Below are 19,952 nucleotides of genomic sequence, written 5' to 3'. Positions count from 1 at the left end.
GTCAGTCCTCCTGTTTTGGCGTCATGGTTTCGAACGGCACATCGAACAAGGTGCTGCCGAACTGGACCTTGGCCACCGAATCACGGCGCACGCTGATGGCTGTGAGGTGCGAGATGGGCAAATAGACGGCCTGCTGGTGCAAGGTGGTGAGGATGAAGCGGTACTGCTCGGCACGCTGCTGTTCGTCGGTACTGGCCAGCACCTGGCCAATGCGCTTGTCCAGTTCGTCCTTGATTGCCAACCCCCGCTGGGCCATGTAGTCGGCATGGCCGGCGTAGCGCATGGAGCTGACGAACGAATGCGGGTCGTAGGGCGCACCCCAGGTGTCGGCGAAGATCATGTCAAAGTCGCCGTCGCGCTGGCGCCGTACCAACGCCCCTTCTTCAACCGCACGCAGGTCGATGTGGATGCCGATTTTCGCCAGCTCGCCCTGCAGCACTTCGGCCAGGCTCTTCTGCAAGGCACTGGTGCCGAGGAACACCAGTTCGATGGCTAACGGTTCGCCGCCTTTGCTGCGCACTGAAGCGCCTGGCGCCAAGGCCCACCCGGCAGCGTCGAGCGCGCGGGCGGCGAGCGCAGGGTCGTAAGGGTAGGGCTTGAGGCCAATATCGGCGTAGGGCATGTTGCTGGCGAACAGGGTATCTGCCCGGGGCTCAAGGCCGTAGAGGATCTTGTCGATGATCGCTTGCTTGTCCACGGCCTGGTTGATCGCTTGGCGCACCGCCAGATCGCGGGTGGCGCCACGGCCGGTGTTCATCGCCAGCGTGCGGGTGGCCAGCGGTGCCGACAGTGCGGTGGCAAAGCCCTGGTCACGCAGACGCACGAACGTGCCGGCCGTGATCTCGCCGGCGGCGCCCTGGATCAGCTCGACCTCGCCGGCCTGCAGGGCAAGCGCGCGGCTGTTGGGGTCTGGAATGACCTTGACCATGACCTCGCTGTAGGCCGGCTTTGGTCCCCAGTAATAAGGGTTGCGCACGAAGCGGTCGTATTCGCCCAGGCGCGATTCGGCGCGCATCCACGGACCGGTGCCGGCGGGTTGGCCGGGTTTTGCCTGAGGCGAGGCAAAGCGTAATGGGCGAACCTGGGCCAGTTCCATCAGCGTCGGGTAGTAGGGGTGCTTGAGGATCAGGCGCAGGGTCAGGCGCTCAGGTGCTTCAACGTGGTCCAGGGTGGTCACCAGCTCCATCCAGCGGTGGCGCTGCGTGTTGGCCAACACTGCATCGAGGTTGGCTTTGGCCGCCGGCGCATCGAATGGGGTGCCATCGCTGAACCGCACACCGTCTCGAAGCGTGAACGTGTAGGTCTTGCCGTCACCCGAAACCTGCCAGGCCTCAGCCAGCCAAGGCTCCAGCGTACCGGCGGCGGTATAGCGCACCAGGGGCTCATAGACCATGGCCTGGGCGTACATCTGGTTTGGGGAGTAGCCACGCGGGTCGAGCGGCCCGGCATTCACAGGCCACGAATACACCAGCCGTGGCCCTTGCTCGGCGGCGCGGCTGGCCGGTGCAACAGCACACGCAGCTAGAAAAAGGATGCCCCATAGGGCGGGCTTTCGTTTACCTGGCTGCTGCTTCACACTGCGTCCCCCACTTTCACGGAGGCCGTAGGCTAAGGCGTGGTGGGTATGATGTCTACGTGAAATCATCTTACTGGAAGTTACAAAATGCAACGAATCACCATCACGCTGGATGAAGAGCTGCTCGACGTCATCGATCGGCGGGTGGCGACCCAAGGCTATCAGGGCCGTTCGGAGGCCATTCGCGACCTGTTGCGTGCAGGCATGCGCGAGTCTGAAGCATTGCCGGACGATGCCGCCTGCGTGGCCGTGGTCAGTTACCTGTACGACCACAGCGCACGCGAATTGCCCCGGCGGCTCAACCAGACCCTGCATGCCCACCACGATCTGACCCGATCCACCCTGCATGTGCACCTGGATGCCGGCCACTGCCTGGAGGTCTCTGTGCTGCAGGGCGAAAGCGGCCCCATTGGCGAGCTTTCTCGCCAATTGATGGTCGAGCGCGGTGTGGAACATGGCCAAGTGCAGATGATCCCGGCTCCGAGGCAGCTGAAGGTACGCCCAGGTTCATGAGCACGTAACCGCCATACCGGCCCTGCATCTCCAGAACGCAAGGGCTGCTGTCATGTTCCTTTGACCTGGCTCCTCAGCAACTGCATTTGCTGGCGGTAGTCAGTGGTGACCTGGCGTGCCTGCTCGGGGTTGTTCACCACCTTGGGGGTGATCAGCACGATCAGCTCGGTACGGTCGCGACTTTTGGAGCTGCTGCCAAACAGCCAGCCGAGGCCTGGGATTCTCGACAGCCCGGGTACACGGGTCTCTGACTTGGTGTTGTCCTGCTTGATCAGGCCACCGAGCAAGACCGTCTGGCCACTCTGCACCGCTACCTGGGTCGACACCGCCCGGCTGGAGATGCGTGGGTTGGGCTGGGTGGTGGTCACCGCGCTGTCATCGGCGTCGCTGACCTGCTGCTGGATGTCCATGTACACCAGCCCGCCTGGATTGATGCGCGGCACCACGTCGAGAATGACCCCGGTCTGCACATATTCGACGCTGCTCAGGGTGGTGTCAGAGGTGCTGGTGTTGACGGTGGTCTGGCTGATCGGGATGTTGTCGCCGACCTGGATCTGCGCCTGCTGGTTGTTCAGTACCACCAGCGATGGCGCCGACAGCACCTGGGTCAGGCCACGGGTCTCCAGGGCGCGCAAGGCGACTTGCAGGTTGCTGCTGACGAACGAGTAGAACATCGAACTGCTGCCCAGCGCCACGCCACCGGCGCCCAAGGCACCTTGGCTGCCGCTTTCGTTGGCCACGCTGGTGCTGGACGAATTGCCTGCCAGGCGGCCCAGATACCACTGCACGCCCTGGTCGAGATCGCCGCTGAGCTTGACCTCGAGGATGCGGGTTTCGATCTGCACTTGCAGGGGTGGGCTGTCCAGGCGCTTGATCGCGGCTTCGATTTCTTTCCACTGTGCCGGTCGGGTGCGCACCAGCAGCTGGTTGCTGCTTTTCTGCGCCGTGATGCGCACCGACTCGGCAAGGCTCTTGGCATCGCTTTCGCCCGCTTCTGCGGACGCGCTACCTGTTTCGCTGTCGCTGCCTTGGTCGGAGGGCTCGTCGTACGCTTCGCTCTGCTCGTCGTCGGCCTTGTCAGCCTGGGCGGTCATACCGCTGCCGTTCAGGCCTTGGGCGCCGGTGCCGTTCAGCGAGGTCAGGCTGGTGGTCTTCAGGCCCGGGGCGACCTTGGCCGCCGTGTCGTCGCTGACCTTGCCCGAACCGTATATCTGGCGCAGGTAGCGCGCCAGGTCGGCGGCCTTCATGTTGCGCACGTCGTAGACGAACAGCTGCGGCTCGTTGCCACCGCCTTCGTCGATGGTCCGAATCCACTCGCCGACCTCTTGCAGGTACTGCGGCTGCGACGAAATAGCGACAATCGAGTTGGTCCGCTCGTTGGGCATGAACTTGACCATATCGGACAACGGCATGCCGCTGTCCGGGCCGAACAGCTTCTGCAGTTGCGGCATCAGTTCGGCCACCGAGGCGCGCTGCAGGCCGTACACGCCGATCGACATGCCTTTGAGCCAGTCGACGTCGAAGGTGTCGATGGTGTCCTGGTAGTTGGCCAGTTCCTCCGGGGTGCCGGCCAGGCTGATCACATTGCGCGCCGGGTCCACCAGCAGGAAGGCATTGTCACGCACGAACGGCTGCAGCAGCTTCTGCATTTCGCTGGCACCGATGTAGCGCAGGTTGAACAGCCGCGCAGCCAGGCCGCCTGGGGGCTGCGCCACGGCGACTTCTGGGACCAGCTTACCGGCCACTGCCTTGTCGGCGGGCAGGATCACGTAGCGGTCGCCTTGGCGGATCATGGCGTTGTCGGTCCAGGACAGCAGCGTTTCCAGTATTGACAGCGCCTGCTGCTTGTTCACAGGTTTGGAGGTGGAGAAGCTGACACTGCCTTTCACGCCCTGGCTGATGCTGTAGTTCTCATGCAGCAGATCGCCCATCACGCTGTTGATCACCGCCTCGATCGGCTGGTCGGTGAAGTTGAAGACGATATCGCCCTGGTCGCTGGCGGCTCTGGCCGCCGGCCTGCTGGCGGGGCGGGTGAAGCGCTGGTTGCCCTGAATGATCTGTCGGGTGGGCGCGGTGCTCTCCCTGGGCGCAACCGGGGTGTCGTCCGGTTTGCTCGCCGGCGCCGGCGCATCGGCACCTTCCAGAGCTTCCTGCAGCAGCGCCGGGTCACCGTGTAGATCTTGCCGCGGCAGGGCGCAGCCGGCCAATGTGACGGCAACACTCAGGCCCAGCAAAGGAGCCCGCAGGGTAAGGAGAGAGAAACGGGGGAAATGCGGCATGGTCATGGTGTCGTCGTACGCGGAAGGGTGATGGCGGGAGTGGTGGAGGGCGGCGGCAGGCGCAGCAACGGCATGCTGAGCGTTTGGGTTTGCCCGGCGCGGGTGAAGGTGGCGCTGGTGGTGCCGAGCTGGCTCAAGGTCCAGCCACTGGCGAGGGTGCTGCCCAGGGCCACCTTGGTTGTCGGTTTGCGGCCTTCGCGCAGGTATGCGAAGCGGCTTTCGCCGTCCAGCAGCACACCGCTCAGGATCATGCCAGCCAGCGCCGGAGCCTGCCCTTGCGGGCCATGGGCGTCCGGCTGGCGGCCCGGGCTGAACAGCGGGTGCAGCCACACGGCCGCCAGCTGCGCTTTGCCCGGCTCGACCAGGCGCACGGGCGGCTGGCTTGGCGCGGTGTTCGAGCGTGCATGCGCTTCGAACCAGTGTGGCTGGGCGGGCGTCGCGAACACCCAGGCTACGCTGGCCAGCAGCGTCACGTTGGCGGTCAGCAGTGCCAGGCGCATGGCCGGTACTTTCATGGCTTGCCCCCTTGGCCTGCTGCCTGCAGGTAGCCGCGAATCAGCAGGTGCACTTCAAGGTGCCCGGCCGGGCTCTGTGCTGCAGTGCTGGTGCTGCGGCGGATGCTCAGCTGCTCGATGAACAGGCTCGGCTGGCCGTACTCCAAGGCATGCAGCAGTGCGGCCAGCGGTTCGATGGCGCAGGCCAGGGTCAGGCTGACCTTGACCGGCCGATAGGGCTCGGCCTGGGCATCATCGCGTTCGGCGGGGGCAATCGGCATGCGCTGGGTCACCTCGCAGCCTGCACCGGTCGAGGCCTGGCGGCGGACCTGCTCGACGGCGTATTGCATGAGATCGGCAGCCACGGCGTTGGGGTCGTCACCGGGCAGCAGGCTGTTGCGCTGCGCCGGGTCGTTGCGCGCCTGCCTGAGGCGCGCTTCCAGTTGCGGCTGCTGAAGCATCAGGCTGGCGTAGCGACGTTGTTGTTCACGCAGTGTCTGCGCCTGCTCGTCGAGGTCGCGCAGCGGGGCAAGCAGCAGGCTGTCGACGAACAGATACCAGCCGGCCCAGAGCAACAGGCCGAGCACGCCAAGCGCGACGATCTTGCGTTCCCTAGGGTTGAACGGGCGCATGGGGCACCTCCCGCTTGAGCTGGGCGCTGATCGAAAAACGCTCCTGGCCTGTGGCTTTGTCCGGTAGGATCACCCCCTGGAACTGGGCATGCTCCAGGGTCTTGCAGGCCTTGACCTGGGTGATCAGGGCGCTGCTGCGCGCGCTCTGGCCGGAGAACGTGACCTCGCCGGTTTCGTGGACTTCCAGTTGCTCGATCCAGGTTTCGTCACCCAGGCAACCGGTGAGGTCCGCCAGCAGCGCGCTGACGGTGGGCTGGCCGGCCTTGCGGCTGGCCAGGTACGAGGCGGCGCCGACGCTGCTGTCGAGTGCCTGGCGCAATTGTTCGATGTGCTGCACCGCCTGGCGCTGGCTGGCGACTTGCTGCTGCATGGCTGCCACCAGGTTCTGGCGCTGGTCGATGAACGCGCCGGCCAAGAGCAGGCAGCAGGCCGCCAGGCTCAGCCACAAGCCTTGATCAAGGCGGGAAGGGCGGGCCAGGCCGGTATCGCTGCCTGCGGGTAGCAGGTCCAGCCCCAGGCGCTGGCCGTCGCTGCCCTGAACGTCAATGGCCACCAGTGGCAGGTTGCGTTCACGGCACGCTTCCAGCAGGGCATCAAGGCGCTGGCGGGCGATGGCCACCAGTTCGACCTCGGCGTTCGGTGGCTGTCGGCGCACCACCCGGGCGACGAAGTGAACCTGTTCGGCGGTATAGGGGGTGTACTTGTCGATTTCGTAGGTCAGCACTTCCCCAAGGTTGCGCGTGGCCGCCAGCGGCAGGCTGATGCGCTGCGCCAGCACTTGCCGGGTATCGAGCACAAGTACAGCGGGGTAGCTGGCCTGAAGCTCGGTTGGCAAGGGCCAGCGCAGTACCTGCGGCGCATTGCGCCGAACGAGGCGTTCGGCCAGCACGGCCGGTAACAGCCCGGTCAGCTCCATGCGCCAGGCCAGCAGCCAGCGCCTGGCAAGGCTCCGTTGCCAACCTGCAGCGCAGGATCGCCGGTAGGCGGCAAATGCTGCCGAGCAGCGTGGGGGCACGAGGGTCATTCCTGCCACCGCAACACGCGATACGGTTTGCCACCCGCGTGGGCCGGTAGCAGCACGAAGGTGGCCTGCACATGCGCGGCAAAGCCACCTGCCAGGGTCGCCTCGCTGTAGACGCTGAGGATCTGCCCGGGGTCGGAGGCCTGGCCTTGGCCCCGGCGAAGGCCGAGCGCACGGGCCAGTTGCGGCTCGACCAGGCCCGGGTCGGGCTCGGCGGTGCCGGCCCACACGGTTATCGACGGCAGCACGCGCTGGTAGAGCGCATAGTCCATGCGGGGCAGTTGGCGAAATTCTTCGAGCATTCGCAGGGGTACCTGGTTGCGCCTCGTCCTTAAAGCGTGGGTGATGGTTTTGGCCCGAGCGGCGCTGGCGCCAGCGGCGCGCAGCAGACGTTCGAGCGGTGCGACCGGGGTCGCGTTGAGGTCGAGCTTGCCGCGTTCGCTGGTAACCCTGATGCGCAGGGTGCTGCCGGCGAACTGCTCGGCATGCAGTTGGCCATCGGGCTGCCAGCGCTGGGGCCCGTGCCCCAGCAGATTGGCCACGGCCAGCTCCAGGCCGGCCTGTGCGGCCAGTGCCGCCTGGGTCTGGCGGCCTTGCCAGAGGGCCTGGCGCTGTTGCAGTTGCACGGCCACGGCCAGGCCACCGAGCAGCACGCTCAGCAGCGCGATCACCCACAACGCCAGCAACAGCGCGGCACCGCGCTGGCGCTTCACGGCCGGCCTCCGTCGCCGGAAAGGTCCAGCAGCAGGTTCACCTGCAGGGTGGGCCAGGCTTGCTGGCTGCCGTGCAGGCGCAGGTCCACCCGTATTGCCTGCGGCACCCGCTCTGGCCAGGGCCATTGCGTCAGCCAGCCGGTCGCCTTGCCCAGCGGGGTGTAGCCGCGGTAGTGCAGGCTCAACGCTTCGACGCCATCCAGCAGCCGCTGTGGCTCGCCCCATGCCTGCAGCTGTCGGCCATCGAGCCTGGCCAATTGCACTTCGAGGCGATGGCCGCTTACCCGCAGGCGCTGGCGGTATAACCCACCCCCCACCGAGCTTGGCAGTGGCGCATAGAACAGCACGCTGTCGCCGGCACCTTCGAAGGTGCTGGTGTGACGGCCTTCGGCCGTGCGCCCGGTCAGCGGCAGTACCTGGCTCAGGGACTGGCGCAAAAAACGTTGTGCGGCGCGGCGTTCATCCAGGCTGTCGCTGTAGCGCTGGGCTTTGGCCACTGCGCGGGTCGAGGCTACCAGGGCGCTGCCGACCAGGCCCAGCAGCAGCCCCAGCAGGCTGATCACCACCAGTACTTCCAGCAGGGTGAAGCCGGCCTGGCGCTTCATTGCCCCGCCTCTGAGGTGCGGGCTCGCAAGGTACTGTAGTGTGAGGCGTGACGGCCTTCACCGACCGTCAGGTCGAGCCGGTACAGGGTTACGCGCCCTGGCGAAGTCACTGCCTGGCTCACCTCCAGGGTCCACGGCAGGCCTTGCCAGCGACCACGCTGCGGGCCGGGCTCGAGTGCGCCGAGGTCGAAGTCATCGATCAGCGAGCGTGCGGCACTGTCGTGTCGGTCGGCGCGCGCCACCTGTTGCAGCGAGCGGCCACTCTGGGCGAAGGCGCCGAGCAGGACCGACGCGGCGATCACCAGCAGGGCGATAGCGGCGAGCATTTCCAGCAGGGTGAAGCCGCGCTGCCTGTTCATGGCAGTGCCTTTAGCGTCACGCGGCCGGTCAGCCAGCCGACGTCGATGCGCCAGCGCCGCTCGCCACGGGCAATCTGTATGTTGCCGCCGCTGGCAGCGCCATCAGGGTAAAACTCGAATGCGGCGCCCAGGCCTTCGGCGGTGTTCAGGCGCACGGTGAAATCTTCAGGCCAGCCGGCGGGTGCATGCCCGGCCATCAATACCTGGCGCCGCTGCAGGTCGAAGCCGGCACGCACTGGCCGGCCGCTGCCGATTGCCTGCACGCGCGCACTGCGCAGGGCGCTGACCATGTTCGACAGGGCAGTGCGTTCCTGGGCGCTGTGCAAGCCGCGGCCGACGCCGACCGCCAATATTGACGTGGCCACGCCCACCAGCACGATCACCAGCAACAGTTCGAACAGCGTGAAACCACGCTGGTGGTGCCGCGGCGCGCCCATGGTTACTGCCAGTTGCCCAGGTCGGCCTTGTAGCCTTCGCCGCCCGGGGCGCCGTCCTGGCCGAGGAAGATCAGGTCGAAGCTGCCATGCTTGCCAGGGTAGCGGTAGGCGAAGGCATGCCCGAACGGGTCGAGCAGGTCGGACGGCTTGGCGTAGGGGCCGGCCCACTGGCTAGCGGTGGCGGGCTTGTGTAGCAGCTGGTCGAGGTTGGCCGGCGGGGCACCGACGTCCAGGGCATAGCTGTCGACTTTCATGCTGAGGCTGGCCAGCTGCGCCTTGCCGGCGCCGTATTTGCCCTTGTCGACGTTGCCGCCGACCTGGCGCACAACGATGGTCGCGACGATGCCCAACAGGACGATGACCGCGAGCATTTCGAGCAGGGTGAAGCCCGCCTGGCGGGCGGTAGAACGGGAGCGGGAGCGCATGGGCGGTTTCCTAGATTGTGCTGGTGAGGCTCATGAGCGGCAGCATGATGGCGAGCATGATTGCTGCCACCAGTACCGCCATTACGATGGTCAGGGTCGGCACCAGGGCCGCCAGCAGGCGGTCGATGGTGCGTTTGCTTTCGATGTCGTACACATCCGCGACCTTGAGCAACATGGCGCCGAGGCTGGCGGATTGCTCGCCGACCTCAATCATCTGCAAGGCCAGGTCAGGCAGCAGCGGGTCGGCAGCCAGCGCATGAGGCAGGCTGCCGCCCTGGCGGACCGCTTCGCCAACCTGCCCGACGTATTCACGCAACGCATGGTTGGCGCTGACATCGCGGCCGATCGACAGCGCAGCAAGCAGGGCGACGCTGTTGCTCAGCAAGGTGCCGAGGGTTCGCGCCAGTCGTGCGGTTTCGAGTTTCTGCAGCAGTGGACCGAGCAGTCGGCTGCGCCACAGCCAGCGGTCCTGGGCGATGCGCCGTTGCGGATTGCGGCGTATCGCGAGGAGCAGGCAGAAGGTTGCGCTCAGCGTGCCCAGGCTGACCAGCCCCCAGGCGTTGACCACGTCGCCCAACGCCAGGATGGCCCGGGTTACCCAGGGGATCGGCACGCCGAGGTCCTGGAAGATCGGCACGAACTGCGGCACCACGTAGGCCAGCAGTAAGCCCAGCGAACCGATCACACCGATCACCAGAAACGCCGGATAGATAAGCGCGTTGAGCACTTCGGCGCGCAACGTATGGCTGCGTTCCAGGTAGCTGGCCAGTTGCGCCAGGGTGATTTCCAATACGCCGCCGGCTTCACCGGCACGCACCAGGCTGGTGTAGAACGGGGTGAATGTCGCCGGATGCTCCTCGAGGGCCAGTGACAACGGCTGGCCGGCCTTGACCTGGCCCCGCACGCGTTCGAGCAAGGCCTTTGCCGCGGGCTTGCGCAGGTTCTTCAGCAAGGTGGCCAGGGCTTTATCGAGTGGCTGGCCGGCACTGATCAAGGTGGTGAGCTGCTGGGTGAAGCTGATCAGCTCGGCAGGCTTGAGCACACTGCGTTGGCTGCCGGCGCGCAGCAGGCGGCTGCCTGGCTTGAGGCTGAGCACCAGGAGGCCGCGCTGGTGTAACTGGCGTGCGGCCAGTGCCTGGTCGGTGGCCTGCACTTCGCCTCGCTGCTTGCGGCCTTCGCTGTCCAGCGCGCTGTAGGCATATACCGGCATCTCAGTCGCCACCCGTCACGCGCAGCACTTCTTCGAGCGAGGTGATGCCGGCCAGGGCCTGGCGCAGGCCTTCTTCGTAGAGCGTGACCAGGCCTTTGTCCCGCGCCGCAGCCTCGAGGCTAGCGGCATCGCTCTGGCGCATCAGCAGGCTGCGCAACTCATCGTCCATCACCAGCAGCTCGGTGATTGCGCTGCGGCCATGGTAGCCCCCGCCAGGGCTTTGTTCGTCGGGGCGGTACAACAGGATCGGTCGCTGCTCGGTGTAACGCTGCAACTGGTGGCGCTCGACCAATTCTGCTGGTGCTTCGAAGGCGATGCGGGTGCGCGGGTCCAGGCGGCGCACCAGGCGCTGGGCGAGGATACCTTGCAGGGTAGAGGCCAGCAGGTAGCCTTCGACGCCCATGTCAAGCAGGCGAGTGATGCTCGCCGCCGCGCTGTTGGTGTGCAACGACGACAGCACCAGATGACCGGTGAGTGATGACTGGATGGCGATGCTGCAGGTTTCCAGGTCGCGCATTTCACCGATCATGATCACGTCCGGGTCCTGGCGCACGATCGAGCGCAGGGCGGTAGCGAAGCCCAGGCCGATCGCGGGTTTGACCTGGATCTGGTTGATACCGGTGAGCTGGTACTCGACCGGGTCTTCGACAGTGATGATCTTGCGTTCGGAGCTGTTCAGGCCGGACAGCGCGGTGTACAGCGTGGTGGTCTTGCCCGAGCCGGTCGGGCCTGTGACCAGAAAGATCCCGTGCGGGCGTGCCAGCAACTGCTCGATGCTGCGCAGGACCTGGGCGCTGATGCCGAGGCTGGCGAAGTCGAAGCTGACGGTCTGCCGGTCGAGCAGGCGCATCACCACCGATTCGCCGAAGCTGGTGGGTACGGTGGACACCCGCAGGTCGAGCTCGCGCCCCTGCATACGCAGCATGATCCGGCCATCCTGAGGCAGGCGGCGCTCGGCGATGTCCAGGCGGGCCATGATCTTCAGGCGCGAAATGATCGCTGCGGCATAGCCACTGGGTGGTGCTTCGCCCTCGAGCAGCACGCCATCGACCCGGTAGCGCACCTTCAGCTGGCTTTCAAAGGGCTCGACGTGGATGTCCGAGGCGCGCTGGTCGACGGCATGCTGCAGCATCAGGTTGACCATGCGCACCACCGGCGCCTCGGACGCCATGTCCTTGAGATGCTCGATATCGCCATCGCTGACGCTTTCGTCGTCCAGCGCCTCGACCAGTGCGCCCATGGCCGAACGACCAGCGCCGTAAGCTTGTTCGATCAACCCGGCCACCTGTTCGGCAGTGGCGATGACCGGCTCGACAGTTTTGTCGGCGTGATAGCCCAGCGCCGACAGTGCGTAGGCAGACAGCGGAACGGCAGCCGCCACGCGCAGGTGGCTGGCGGTCTCGCTCAGGGTAACCACGCCATGGTGACGGGCGAACCGCTCGGTGACAGCAGGCGCCATTTCTACTACTTCGTCAGCCAGGCGTGCGACGCCGAGCAAGTGAGCGTAGGCGGCTGCCATCTGCCCATCCTTGACCGCCCCCAGGCGCAGCAGCGTGTGCAGTTTTTCATCCTCGGAAATGCCCTGTGCCACACCCAACCGAACGGCGCGCTGTATATCAGCCGGTTGCAGTGCGCTTGCACTTAGCAGCCACTTACATATCGCGTCGGGGGTAGGGATTTTAAAGGTCATGGTGATGGCTTTATGCAATGTGCTGGCTATATGGCGGCATTTAATTAGTTGCTGATTTGAAGGTGGCCGGAGAATACGTCGTTACCTTTCGAGGCGCAATAGAGTGCGCAACGGGATAAATGCCCGATATTAATCGTCGACTTTCCTGGCGGCGACGGGAGCTTATCAGATCGCTAAACCTATCTGCAACTAGGTTTAGTGAATGGAGAAAAATGGCTTTAAACGGTACAACAAAGACTAAACCTGCCAATTAAGCTAATATCACAGCAATTAAATATAATTTTATTGGGCGAGTGTATGCATTGGTGTGCTCTGAAGAATCGCGATTAACCAGATTTAACTGACTTTTCTATCACTATTTAGCTTGCGCACTCGGCTGAATGTTTCTGGGGCTTGAACTTTTTCTCGCAGTGCCCAGACTTACGCCGGCTGCATGCCTGGGCCCGGGCCATGTCGTTCATTTCAAACCCTTTAATCGAGAACTATTCGATGAATAGACTAATGCTGTCGCTCGCCTGTTCGGCGCTGCTGGCCACGCATATCAATGCCTTTGCACACACTTCGACTGCCAGTCAGCAGGCGACTAACCAGGACGCGCGCGAACAGCTCGATACCCAGCGCGCGCGCATCACGGGCGTAGACCGGGTCAGTCAGGAGGCCGCCGGCTCAAACGCCATGGTCGATGCCCCCGTCGACACCAGCGATGCTCCGCCGCAGGTCAGCCAGCCATGAGCCGTACAAGGAACCGCCGCGTGAACCCTCTGAAACACACCCTGGGCCTGAGCCTGTTGGCGCTTGGCGTGATACAGGCGTCGAGCGCCCTGGCCGCAGCACCGACCACGGGCAACGAAGTCGAGGCGCGGGTCAGCTCGATCCTCGACAACATGAACATGGCCGAGAAGATCAACTTTACCCGGGTCAATGACGGCCACATGATCCCCTCGCTGCTCAAGTGGGGCATCCAGGGCACCGTGGCCTACGACTCGTCGATGGGCGTGCACGTCAACAATGCCACCTTCGGCGCGCAATACCCCTCGCAGTCGGCACTTGCGGCGAGCTGGAGCATCAACCGGGCGAAGGAGTTTGGCCTGGCCATTGCCTATGAAACGCGTATTTCCGGCGGCCAGCAGATGCTCTCGCCAGGGGTCAACTTGTACCGCACGCCGTACAATGGTCGCTCCGCCGAATACCTGAGCGGAGAAGACCCGTTCCTCGGTGCTGTGCTGGCACCGGCTGTGGTCAACGGCATACAGGCCCAGGGCATCCAGGCCAGCGGCAAGCACTACCTGGCCAACGAGCAGGAGGCCAACCGCCAGGCGGTCAACGTGGTGGCCGACGAGCGCACCCTGCGCGAGCTGTACCTGCCGGGCTTCGAGTCGATGGTGAAGAATGCCAACGTCGCCTCGATCATGTGCGGGTTCAACAAGGTCAATGGCGACTACGCCTGTGAAAACCACCACCTGATCACCGAGATTCTCAAGGGCGAGTGGGGCTACGAGGGTATGGTGATCAGCGACTTCAATGCCATTCACGACCCATTCAAAGGGGCGTGGGCCGGCACCGACATTGATATGCCGTCGGGCCTGCAGTTCACCGAAGCCAACCTGCTGCCGTATCTGTGGAGCGGCCAGCTGACCCAGAACGTGATCGACGACAAGGTCAAGCGCAACCTGCGCGGTATCGTCAGCTATGACCTGCAAGAGCACATGAACACCGCGCAGACGCTGGAGCACACCGAGTACGGGCAGCGCGCCTCGTTGAACCTGGCGCGTGAGTCCATCGTGCTGCTGCGGAACGCTGACACTGCTTCCGGCCAGCCGTTGCTGCCCCTGGCGCGCACGGCCAAGGTTGCGGTGATCGGTGACTGGGCCGCCCAGGCACCGGCTTCGCCGTTCGGTACGGCCAACTCGCCACCCAACAGCTACGTGACTGAACTCAGCGGCCTGCAGCAGCTGGCCTCGAGCAGCAGCAATGTCACCTATCTGCCGGCACTGAGCCTGAACCCCAAAGCGTCGGTGTGGTACCAGCCGAGCAGCGGCAAAGGCAACGTCAGCAATGCCGGGGTCAAAGCCGAGTACTTCGACAATGCCACCCTGAGCGGCTCGCCGGTGTTGGCCCGAGTAGAACCCGGTGTGAATCTGAACTGGACCACCAGCACCAACGAGACCAACAACGGCAGCACCGCCGTGAGTGGCTTCAGCCCGACCGCCGGCGCGTTCTCTGCGCGTTTTACCGCGACCATCAAACCGACCATCTCTGGCAAGCACGTGTTCAAGGTGCGCGCCGATGGCCCGTACAAGCTGTGGGTCAACGACAAGCTGGTGCTGGAAAGCGACGGCGTGCCGTACTCTTCCGACGTGGTCAATGCCCTGGTCACCTCCGGCCAGAGCGCCGCACTGGTGGCCGGCAAGTCGTACACCGTCAAGCTCGAATACCGCCGCGTACAAGGTAATTTCACCCCGGCACTGGGTGGCCTGGCCGGCGTGCAGATGAGCTGGGCGTCCCTGCGCCCGCCAGAAGACCTGGCGCAATACGATGCCGTGGTGGTTGCCGCCGGCACCAACTATGAGAACGAAGGCGAAGGTTCTGACCATGGCTATGACCTGCCAGACCAGCAAGCCGACCTGATCAAGTACGTTGCCAAGGCCAACCCGAACACCATCGTGGTCATGCACGGCGGCGGTGTCGCCAACATGCAGCCTTGGGCCAACAAGGTGGGCGCCACGCTGCATGCCTGGTTCCCGGGCCAGCAGGGTGGACAGGCGCTGGCCGAGATCCTGTACGGCAAGGTAAACCCGTCCGGCAAGCTGCCGGTGACCATCGACAAGCAGATCGAAGACAACCCCAGCTATGCTTCGTACCCGGACCCGGCCGCCTACCGCGGTGACAACCCGCTGACCGAGATCGACTACAGCGAGGGCTTGTACCTGGGCTACCGTGGCTACGACAAGCGTCACAGCAAACCGCTGTACCCGTTCGGCTTCGGCTTGTCGTACACCACTTTCGACTATTCGGACCTGAAACTGTCGAGCAACGTGATGACGCCTGGCAACACCATCGATGCCAAGTTCACCCTGACCAACACCGGGGACAAGGCAGGCTTCGAAGTCGCGCAGCTGTACATCCAGCCGATCGACCCGCAGACCGACCGTCCGAAGAAGGAGCTCAAGGGTTTCACCAAGGTCTATCTGCAGCCCGGTGAAAGCAAGACCGTGAGCCTGCCGATCGACTCGCGGTCGCTGGCGTACTTCGTGCAGAACAGCGACAGCTGGGATGTCGATGCCGGCAAGTTCAAGGTCTGGGTGGGCCCGGACTCCGAGCACCTGACACTGCAGCGCACGTTGCTGACCCTGATCCCGCAGCACCTGACCACCCGCGACAGCAACCCGCTGCCGGCACCGCTGCGTGCCGCCGTGCAGGTCAGCGCCTCGCAAGCCTACTGATGCAGCCGTGCCGGCTCAGGGACGAGCCGGCCGTTCAGGCGCGGATGGCGTTAGCCAGGCGTTGCAGGTAGGCGTCGAACGTTGCGCTGACATCGACCTGTTCCGGGGCACGCAGCCACTGGATCTGCAAGCCGTCCATGACGGCGAAGATCTCCGTGGCCAGTGCCTTCAGGTCGACGTCGGCACGCACCTGGCCATGCTCCACAAGCGTGGTCAGGTGCGCGTGGGCATGGGCATGCGTGAGCTCGAACTTTTCCCTGTACCAAGGCCAGGCCGGGTGCTGTTCCGACAGGCTCTCGACACTGATTTTCATCGCCGCCTGGCATTCCGGCAGGCTCTGCACGCTGAAGCGCATGCTCATGCGCACGAAAGCCAGGAAGCTGTCCAGCGTTGGCGCCAGCTCCAGCTCGGCGAACTGCTCGGTGACCCGCTGATCACGGCGGTCGATCAGCGCCCGCAGCAGCGAGACCTTGTTGGGAAAGTGGTGCAGCAGGCCGACCGTGGTGATGCCGGCCAGCTCGGCGACATCACGCATGGAGGCCGCGCCATAGCCATCCTTGGCGAACACCAGCGTTGCCGCATCCAGCAGCGCAGCGCGGCGCATTTCGCCCTTGGGCGCGCGGCGGCGCTTGGTTGCCGGCGCGTCAGCTGTTTCGGTGTGGTCCTGTTCTGACATAAATCCACTGGGAACTGTGTTGAAGAATGCGAGGCGCTGATTATGACAAACATCTAATGTTCATGCGCCCAATACCTGCCACGGCGGTTGATGGTCACGGCAGTGGCGATCGAAATCAGGGCTACCAGCGCGTTGCCGCACCACAGGCCGAGCATGACACCGCTGGCACCGTAGGCTTGCGCACCCACCCAGATGAAAGGCACTGTGCCCAAGGTGGCGCGCAGCCAGGCATAGGCCGGCACCCACCAGACCCGCCCGCGGCTGATGAACAGCGAAATCGCGATGAAATCCAGGCCGATCAACAGCCACGGCCCGGGGCCGAAGCGGCAGAGCTGTTCGACCAGATGCTGCCCGGGACCGGACAGCCCGAACTGTGGCCCCAACCACCCAGACACCAGTAGCAGCACAGCCCAGACCGCCAGCCCATGGCCTAGCACCAGCTTGCAGGCGCTGCGCAGTGTCGCCTGCACACGCAGGCCATCGCCGGCGCCCAGGTTCTGCGCGAGTATCGGTACCAGCGCGCCCGGCAGGGCGAAATACAGGCAATAGGCGATCTGCAGGACGCGGTCCATCAGTGCCATGCCGGCCATCACCGAAACGCCGTACGTGGCCAGTTGCGCCATGGTGTAGGTAAGCGCTAGCGGCATGGCCAGGCTGCCAAGGGTGAAGGGCAGGGCGACGCGGTTGATTCTGCCGCCGTACAGGCGCAGCAGGCGCCAGCGGGTCCTGGCGGTCAGTCCCACATGCCGGTGCAGTTGCTGTAGGCCAAGCAGGGCGCCTGTTGCCGCAGCAATCAGGCAAGACAGGCCGGCACCCCACAGCTTGAAGTCGAGCACGAAGATCAGCAGCGGGTCGACGACTGCGAGGCACATGGCTGCCGCCAGTACCACGGCCAGTGCCCGCACGCTATGCCCGCAGGCACGTAGCCCCTGGGCAGCGGCCTGTGTGATGGTCATCAGGGGTGAGGCCAGCAGGGTCATGGCTATGAACTGGCGGGCAACGGCGGACGTTGGGGCATTGGCCCCGAGCAAACCGGCAAAGAAACCCAGAAACAGCCACTGGATGAATGCCACCAGGGCCGAGGCCAGTGTCGCCAGTATCAGCATGTGTGTAACCAGTGCTGGTAACGAGGCACATGCACCTTGGCCGACGCGACGCGACATCATGGTGCCTGCGGCGACGATGATGCCGGCTACCAGGCTGGAGTTGAAGAACGCCAGTGTCTTGGCAATGCCGACGGCGGCCACCAGTGCCTCGTCCCGCAGCATTGCGATGTAGGTGAGTGTCAGGATGTCCGTGAGAAATATGGCGAGCAGGGCGAGGGCGCTGGTCGATGACATCACCAGCACATGGTGGCCAATGGCGCCGTGGGTAAAAGTGGTGGTCGGGATTTTCATGTGGAGTCGCCAGCGGGCGGACCAGCTCGATTCTGAAGGGGGCTCACAAGCTGTCGGGGTCCCCGAAAAACATTAGGACATCGCTTCATGGAACAACAGGGTCCAGCCATGTCGCAGCATCAGATCGCGACCTCACCGTCGATATCTTCTGCCAGATCGACAGGGTGGTTTGCATTGGCGAGCATGGTTTGCGCCAAGTCCTCCGGCAGGGTGGTGGGGTTTCGTCCGCTTCGGATATCAGCCTCCAGCAAACCCAGGAATGCACCGATGGCATGGTCTTCATGGGTGGTTACTACGCGGCTGACCAAGACCCCACCCCCGCGCACGTTGAATGCGATCTTGCCACCGGTATCAATCCCCAGTAGCTGGCGAACGGATTGGGTAGTGTGACCTGCCCCTTCGAGGTCAACGTGGCGATTTCGTGAATGGCAGGCATGATCGTTCTCCCGGAAGTGCTGAATGAATGGTAAGGAATAATCCTTACGTGGTCGATCTCGGTTTCCTGCTGATCGAGCATAGGTGGGGCAGCTCCTGAGGATGAGTTACACCCCCTCCCAGGACACGATCCTTTCTTGACGCCTTCCTCGGTCATTGTTTCGGGGTCGCCCATGGGGCCTTAGGGTAGATAAATCCAATAAGCTGTGGCTAAAGTTGGAAATCAAGCGATAAGACACAGGTTAAAAGAATTAGGTCGCTTGATAGGGGTGAATGTTAATTCTATAATTTTGGGGATTAACTGGCAAAGAATGGGCTTGGTACACGCTATGTTGGATTTAAGCTTCAGCAAGCCGAGCGAGGTCGTCAAGCGCCTATGCGATCGCCTGCGCACAGAGCGCTTGGCGCTGGATATGACACAAGCCGACTTGGCCGGGCGCGCCGGCATCGGCACAAATACAGTGTCCAACCTTGAGGCCGGGCGCAATGTCGGATTCGAGAACGTCGTTCGGGTGGCGATGGCTCTTGGCCGAACCAAGGAACTGGAAGGCCTGTTCCTGCCAAAGCTGGACAGCATCGAGGATATTCGGCGCTACGAAAACAGCGCCAATCGTCTCCGTATAAAGAGGAAGTCCGGCAATGCCTGAGCAGGTGAACGTCTTCTACGAGGGATGGGGTGAGCGATGGCAATGGGGCACGCTGGTCTCCACGACTGCCCTGACCGGTCGCCCGCTGATCGTGTTCGAGTACAGCAATGAAGCCAGGCAAAGGGGCTTGGAACTGTCCTCCTACACGATGCCGTTGGAGGGGGCTAATTTGCGCCGAGATTTTCCAGACCACCAACTGTACTTGCCAGGGCCTGTTTACGACGCCTTGCCGGATGGGTGGGGTATGTCGCTGATGGACCGTATGTTCAGGCGCCGCGGGCTCATCACGGCACGCATCGGCTCACTGGAAAGGCTGGCCTACATCGGTAGCAATGCAATGGGGGCCATGACGTTTGAGCCCGTGGCACCCGAAGGGCACGAATCTGAAGTCCACATCCCGCTGGAGCAGCTTGCCGCCGAGGTGCAGGAAGTGCTCCATGGAGACGGTGGCGAGTTCCTGCAGACGTTGCTGCTGGTGGGCGGCTCGCCTCAAGGTGCCAGGCCTAAGGCCCTCGTTTATCGCGATCCCGAAACTGGGCGGTTTACCACTGCCGTTACAGCGGGCTTTGAAGCCTGGATGGTTAAATTCCCGGCAAAAGAAGAACATGCCGAGGTGTGCGCGGTCGAAATGGTCTACGCAGAATGCCTGCGCAGGTGCGGTATCGAAACCCCTGACACGCAGTATTTCAGCCTGCCTGATGGGTTGGCGGCGTTTGCCAGTAAGCGATTTGACCGTCGCAATGGCCTGCGCGTACCCATGCAAAGCCTCGCGGCCTTCACGGGGGCAAATTATCGTTCTCCAGGGGTATTGGACTATGTCAATTTCTTGCGGGCAACACAGATGTGTACCAATGACGTGCGAGAAATGGCTGTAGCCTTCGAGCGCGCCGTCTTCAATGTTGCGTTCAACAACAGAGACGATCATCCCAAGAACTTTGCCTACATCATGTCGCAAGACGGTCAGTGGCGACTATCGCCGGCTTACGACGTGACCTTCTGCGAGGGGCCAAGTGGATATCACCAGATGGATGTGATGGGGGAAGCCCTGTCGATTTCCCGCACCCAAATGCTTCGGCTTGCCGAGGAAGCCGAGGTGACCCCGGACGTTGCAGGCAGAATGATTGACGGCATTTGTGATGTGGCGAGCCAGTTTGCAAGCATCGCCGAGAACCTATACCCACAGGCTATTACTCGAGACACCTTGCGCACGATCCAAGGCCGCATCGATCAGAACATAGCTCGGTTACACCCTGGTCATGCGGGCAGCGGTCGCCGTTAATAATCGGGAGGGGCGGGCGCTCATCGACTGCATGTTCACCGTTGCGCTGAGAGTCTCATACCTGTCTAACGAACCCGCAGAGGGTCCGGTCGGAGCTATCCACATCAATAGCCCACTTGGC

19 protein-coding genes and 1 pseudogene are annotated in these 19,952 nt (G+C 63.7%); 5 read left to right on the top strand and 15 right to left on the bottom strand.

Annotation, left to right across the window (positions count from 1 at the left end):
• Position 1 precedes the first annotated feature (1 nt).
• Positions 2-1,576, bottom strand: a complete 1,575-nt coding sequence (nikA, locus tag N805_RS09930) for a nickel ABC transporter substrate-binding protein (protein ID WP_028613734.1) — start codon at positions 1,574-1,576, stop codon at positions 2-4.
• 87 nt (positions 1,577-1,663) lie between these two features.
• Between nikA and nikR the strand changes: the two genes are divergently transcribed.
• Positions 1,664-2,089 carry a nickel-responsive transcriptional regulator NikR gene (nikR, locus tag N805_RS09925; protein ID WP_028613735.1) on the top strand — a complete coding sequence of 142 codons (426 nt, stop codon included), beginning with the start codon at positions 1,664-1,666 and terminating at the stop codon, positions 2,087-2,089.
• A 50-nt stretch (positions 2,090-2,139) separates the two neighbouring features.
• Here nikR and gspD read toward each other — a convergent pair whose 3' ends face one another.
• Genes gspD through gspE form a run of 11 tightly spaced genes read right to left on the bottom strand, consistent with a single transcriptional unit; the run spans position 2,140 to position 11,954 of the window.
• Complete coding sequence (gspD, locus tag N805_RS09920; protein WP_046811320.1) at positions 2,140-4,374, bottom strand: type II secretion system secretin GspD; 2,235 nt, start codon at positions 4,372-4,374, stop codon at positions 2,140-2,142.
• Positions 4,371-4,883, bottom strand: a complete 513-nt coding sequence (locus N805_RS09915) for a hypothetical protein (RefSeq protein WP_052751906.1) — start codon at positions 4,881-4,883, stop codon at positions 4,371-4,373. Before N805_RS09915 ends, gspD begins: the two co-directional genes overlap by 4 nt.
• Positions 4,880-5,494, bottom strand: coding sequence for a type II secretion system protein GspM (gspM, locus tag N805_RS09910; RefSeq protein WP_028613737.1), 615 nt, complete (start codon positions 5,492-5,494; stop codon positions 4,880-4,882). Before gspM ends, N805_RS09915 begins: the two co-directional genes overlap by 4 nt.
• Positions 5,475-6,518 (bottom strand): general secretion pathway protein GspL, encoded by a 1,044-nt coding sequence (locus tag N805_RS09905; RefSeq protein WP_155412685.1) that lies wholly within the window; start codon positions 6,516-6,518, stop codon positions 5,475-5,477. Before N805_RS09905 ends, gspM begins: the two co-directional genes overlap by 20 nt.
• A complete protein-coding gene (locus N805_RS09900) occupies positions 6,515-7,228 on the bottom strand; it encodes a general secretion pathway protein GspK (protein ID WP_028613738.1) in 714 nt (237 codons plus the stop codon). The genes N805_RS09905 and N805_RS09900 overlap by 4 nt, the downstream gene beginning before the upstream one ends.
• Positions 7,225-7,833, bottom strand: coding sequence for a prepilin-type N-terminal cleavage/methylation domain-containing protein (locus tag N805_RS09895; RefSeq protein ID WP_028613739.1), 609 nt, complete (start codon positions 7,831-7,833; stop codon positions 7,225-7,227). Before N805_RS09895 ends, N805_RS09900 begins: the two co-directional genes overlap by 4 nt.
• Positions 7,830-8,192, bottom strand: coding sequence for a prepilin-type N-terminal cleavage/methylation domain-containing protein (locus N805_RS09890; RefSeq protein ID WP_028613740.1), 363 nt, complete (start codon positions 8,190-8,192; stop codon positions 7,830-7,832). The genes N805_RS09895 and N805_RS09890 overlap by 4 nt, the downstream gene beginning before the upstream one ends.
• Positions 8,189-8,629: a GspH/FimT family pseudopilin gene (locus tag N805_RS09885; protein WP_028613741.1), complete on the bottom strand. Its 441-nt coding sequence runs from the start codon at positions 8,627-8,629 to the stop codon at positions 8,189-8,191. Before N805_RS09885 ends, N805_RS09890 begins: the two co-directional genes overlap by 4 nt.
• Before the next feature lie 2 nt (positions 8,630-8,631).
• Positions 8,632-9,054: a type II secretion system major pseudopilin GspG gene (gene gspG / locus N805_RS09880; RefSeq protein ID WP_028613742.1), complete on the bottom strand. Its 423-nt coding sequence runs from the start codon at positions 9,052-9,054 to the stop codon at positions 8,632-8,634.
• Positions 9,055-9,064: 10 nt separating this feature from the next.
• Positions 9,065-10,264 carry a type II secretion system F family protein gene (locus N805_RS09875; protein ID WP_028613743.1) on the bottom strand — a complete coding sequence of 400 codons (1,200 nt, stop codon included), beginning with the start codon at positions 10,262-10,264 and terminating at the stop codon, positions 9,065-9,067.
• A gap of 1 nt (position 10,265) precedes the next feature.
• Complete coding sequence (gene gspE / locus N805_RS09870; protein ID WP_028613744.1) at positions 10,266-11,954, bottom strand: type II secretion system ATPase GspE; 1,689 nt, start codon at positions 11,952-11,954, stop codon at positions 10,266-10,268.
• A 450-nt stretch (positions 11,955-12,404) separates the two neighbouring features.
• Between gspE and N805_RS09865 the strand changes: the two genes are divergently transcribed.
• The gene (locus tag N805_RS09865) at positions 12,405-12,686 is read left to right on the top strand and encodes a hypothetical protein (RefSeq protein ID WP_155412684.1); all 282 of its coding nucleotides are present in this window, start codon (positions 12,405-12,407) and stop codon (positions 12,684-12,686) included.
• Positions 12,683-15,397 (top strand): beta-glucosidase, encoded by a 2,715-nt coding sequence (locus tag N805_RS09860; RefSeq protein ID WP_028613746.1) that lies wholly within the window; start codon positions 12,683-12,685, stop codon positions 15,395-15,397. The genes N805_RS09865 and N805_RS09860 overlap by 4 nt, the downstream gene beginning before the upstream one ends.
• A 34-nt stretch (positions 15,398-15,431) precedes the next feature.
• On the opposite strand, the gene N805_RS09855 is transcribed toward N805_RS09860, so the two are convergent.
• The 3 genes and pseudogenes from N805_RS09855 to N805_RS09845 form a co-directional block, all read right to left on the bottom strand.
• Positions 15,432-16,073 carry a TetR/AcrR family transcriptional regulator gene (locus N805_RS09855; RefSeq protein WP_019471138.1) on the bottom strand — a complete coding sequence of 214 codons (642 nt, stop codon included), beginning with the start codon at positions 16,071-16,073 and terminating at the stop codon, positions 15,432-15,434.
• 53 nt (positions 16,074-16,126) lie between these two features.
• Positions 16,127-17,470 (bottom strand): MATE family efflux transporter, encoded by a 1,344-nt coding sequence (locus N805_RS09850; RefSeq protein ID WP_019471139.1) that lies wholly within the window; start codon positions 17,468-17,470, stop codon positions 16,127-16,129.
• 119 nt (positions 17,471-17,589) lie between these two features.
• Positions 17,590-17,906: pseudogene (locus tag N805_RS09845) on the bottom strand (type II toxin-antitoxin system PrlF family antitoxin).
• A gap of 328 nt (positions 17,907-18,234) precedes the next feature.
• Here N805_RS09845 and N805_RS09840 point away from each other — a divergent pair.
• A complete protein-coding gene (locus N805_RS09840; protein ID WP_019471141.1) occupies positions 18,235-18,552 on the top strand; it encodes a helix-turn-helix domain-containing protein in 318 nt (105 codons plus the stop codon).
• Positions 18,545-19,831 (top strand): type II toxin-antitoxin system HipA family toxin, encoded by a 1,287-nt coding sequence (locus tag N805_RS09835; RefSeq protein WP_019471142.1) that lies wholly within the window; start codon positions 18,545-18,547, stop codon positions 19,829-19,831. Before N805_RS09840 ends, N805_RS09835 begins: the two co-directional genes overlap by 8 nt.
• Positions 19,832-19,952: the final 121 nt, after the last annotated feature.

It is taken from the genome of Pseudomonas putida S13.1.2 (assembly GCF_000498395.2).
Classification (GTDB): domain Bacteria; phylum Pseudomonadota; class Gammaproteobacteria; order Pseudomonadales; family Pseudomonadaceae; genus Aquipseudomonas; species Aquipseudomonas putida_Q.
Note: the sequence above shows the minus strand (reverse complement) of the source record. Positions and strands in the feature narration are given on the sequence as shown.

Coding starts and splice junctions, on each gene's coding strand:
- nikR (WP_028613735.1), top strand. CDS start 1,664: ATGCAACGAATCACCATCACGCTGGATGAAGAGCTGCTCGACGTCATC.
- gspD (WP_046811320.1), bottom strand. CDS start 4,374: ATGACCATGCCGCATTTCCCCCGTTTCTCTCTCCTTACCCTGCGGGCT.
- N805_RS09915 (WP_052751906.1), bottom strand. CDS start 4,883: ATGAAAGTACCGGCCATGCGCCTGGCACTGCTGACCGCCAACGTGACG.
- gspM (WP_028613737.1), bottom strand. CDS start 5,494: ATGCGCCCGTTCAACCCTAGGGAACGCAAGATCGTCGCGCTTGGCGTG.
- N805_RS09905 (WP_155412685.1), bottom strand. CDS start 6,518: ATGACCCTCGTGCCCCCACGCTGCTCGGCAGCATTTGCCGCCTACCGG.
- N805_RS09895 (WP_028613739.1), bottom strand. CDS start 7,833: ATGAAGCGCCAGGCCGGCTTCACCCTGCTGGAAGTACTGGTGGTGATC.
- N805_RS09890 (WP_028613740.1), bottom strand. CDS start 8,192: ATGAACAGGCAGCGCGGCTTCACCCTGCTGGAAATGCTCGCCGCTATC.
- N805_RS09885 (WP_028613741.1), bottom strand. CDS start 8,629: ATGGGCGCGCCGCGGCACCACCAGCGTGGTTTCACGCTGTTCGAACTG.
- gspG (WP_028613742.1), bottom strand. CDS start 9,054: ATGCGCTCCCGCTCCCGTTCTACCGCCCGCCAGGCGGGCTTCACCCTG.
- N805_RS09875 (WP_028613743.1), bottom strand. CDS start 10,264: ATGCCGGTATATGCCTACAGCGCGCTGGACAGCGAAGGCCGCAAGCAG.
- gspE (WP_028613744.1), bottom strand. CDS start 11,954: ATGACCTTTAAAATCCCTACCCCCGACGCGATATGTAAGTGGCTGCTA.
- N805_RS09865 (WP_155412684.1), top strand. CDS start 12,405: ATGTCGTTCATTTCAAACCCTTTAATCGAGAACTATTCGATGAATAGA.
- N805_RS09860 (WP_028613746.1), top strand. CDS start 12,683: ATGAGCCGTACAAGGAACCGCCGCGTGAACCCTCTGAAACACACCCTG.
- N805_RS09855 (WP_019471138.1), bottom strand. CDS start 16,073: ATGTCAGAACAGGACCACACCGAAACAGCTGACGCGCCGGCAACCAAG.
- N805_RS09850 (WP_019471139.1), bottom strand. CDS start 17,470: ATGAAAATCCCGACCACCACTTTTACCCACGGCGCCATTGGCCACCAT.
- N805_RS09840 (WP_019471141.1), top strand. CDS start 18,235: ATGTTGGATTTAAGCTTCAGCAAGCCGAGCGAGGTCGTCAAGCGCCTA.
- N805_RS09835 (WP_019471142.1), top strand. CDS start 18,545: ATGCCTGAGCAGGTGAACGTCTTCTACGAGGGATGGGGTGAGCGATGG.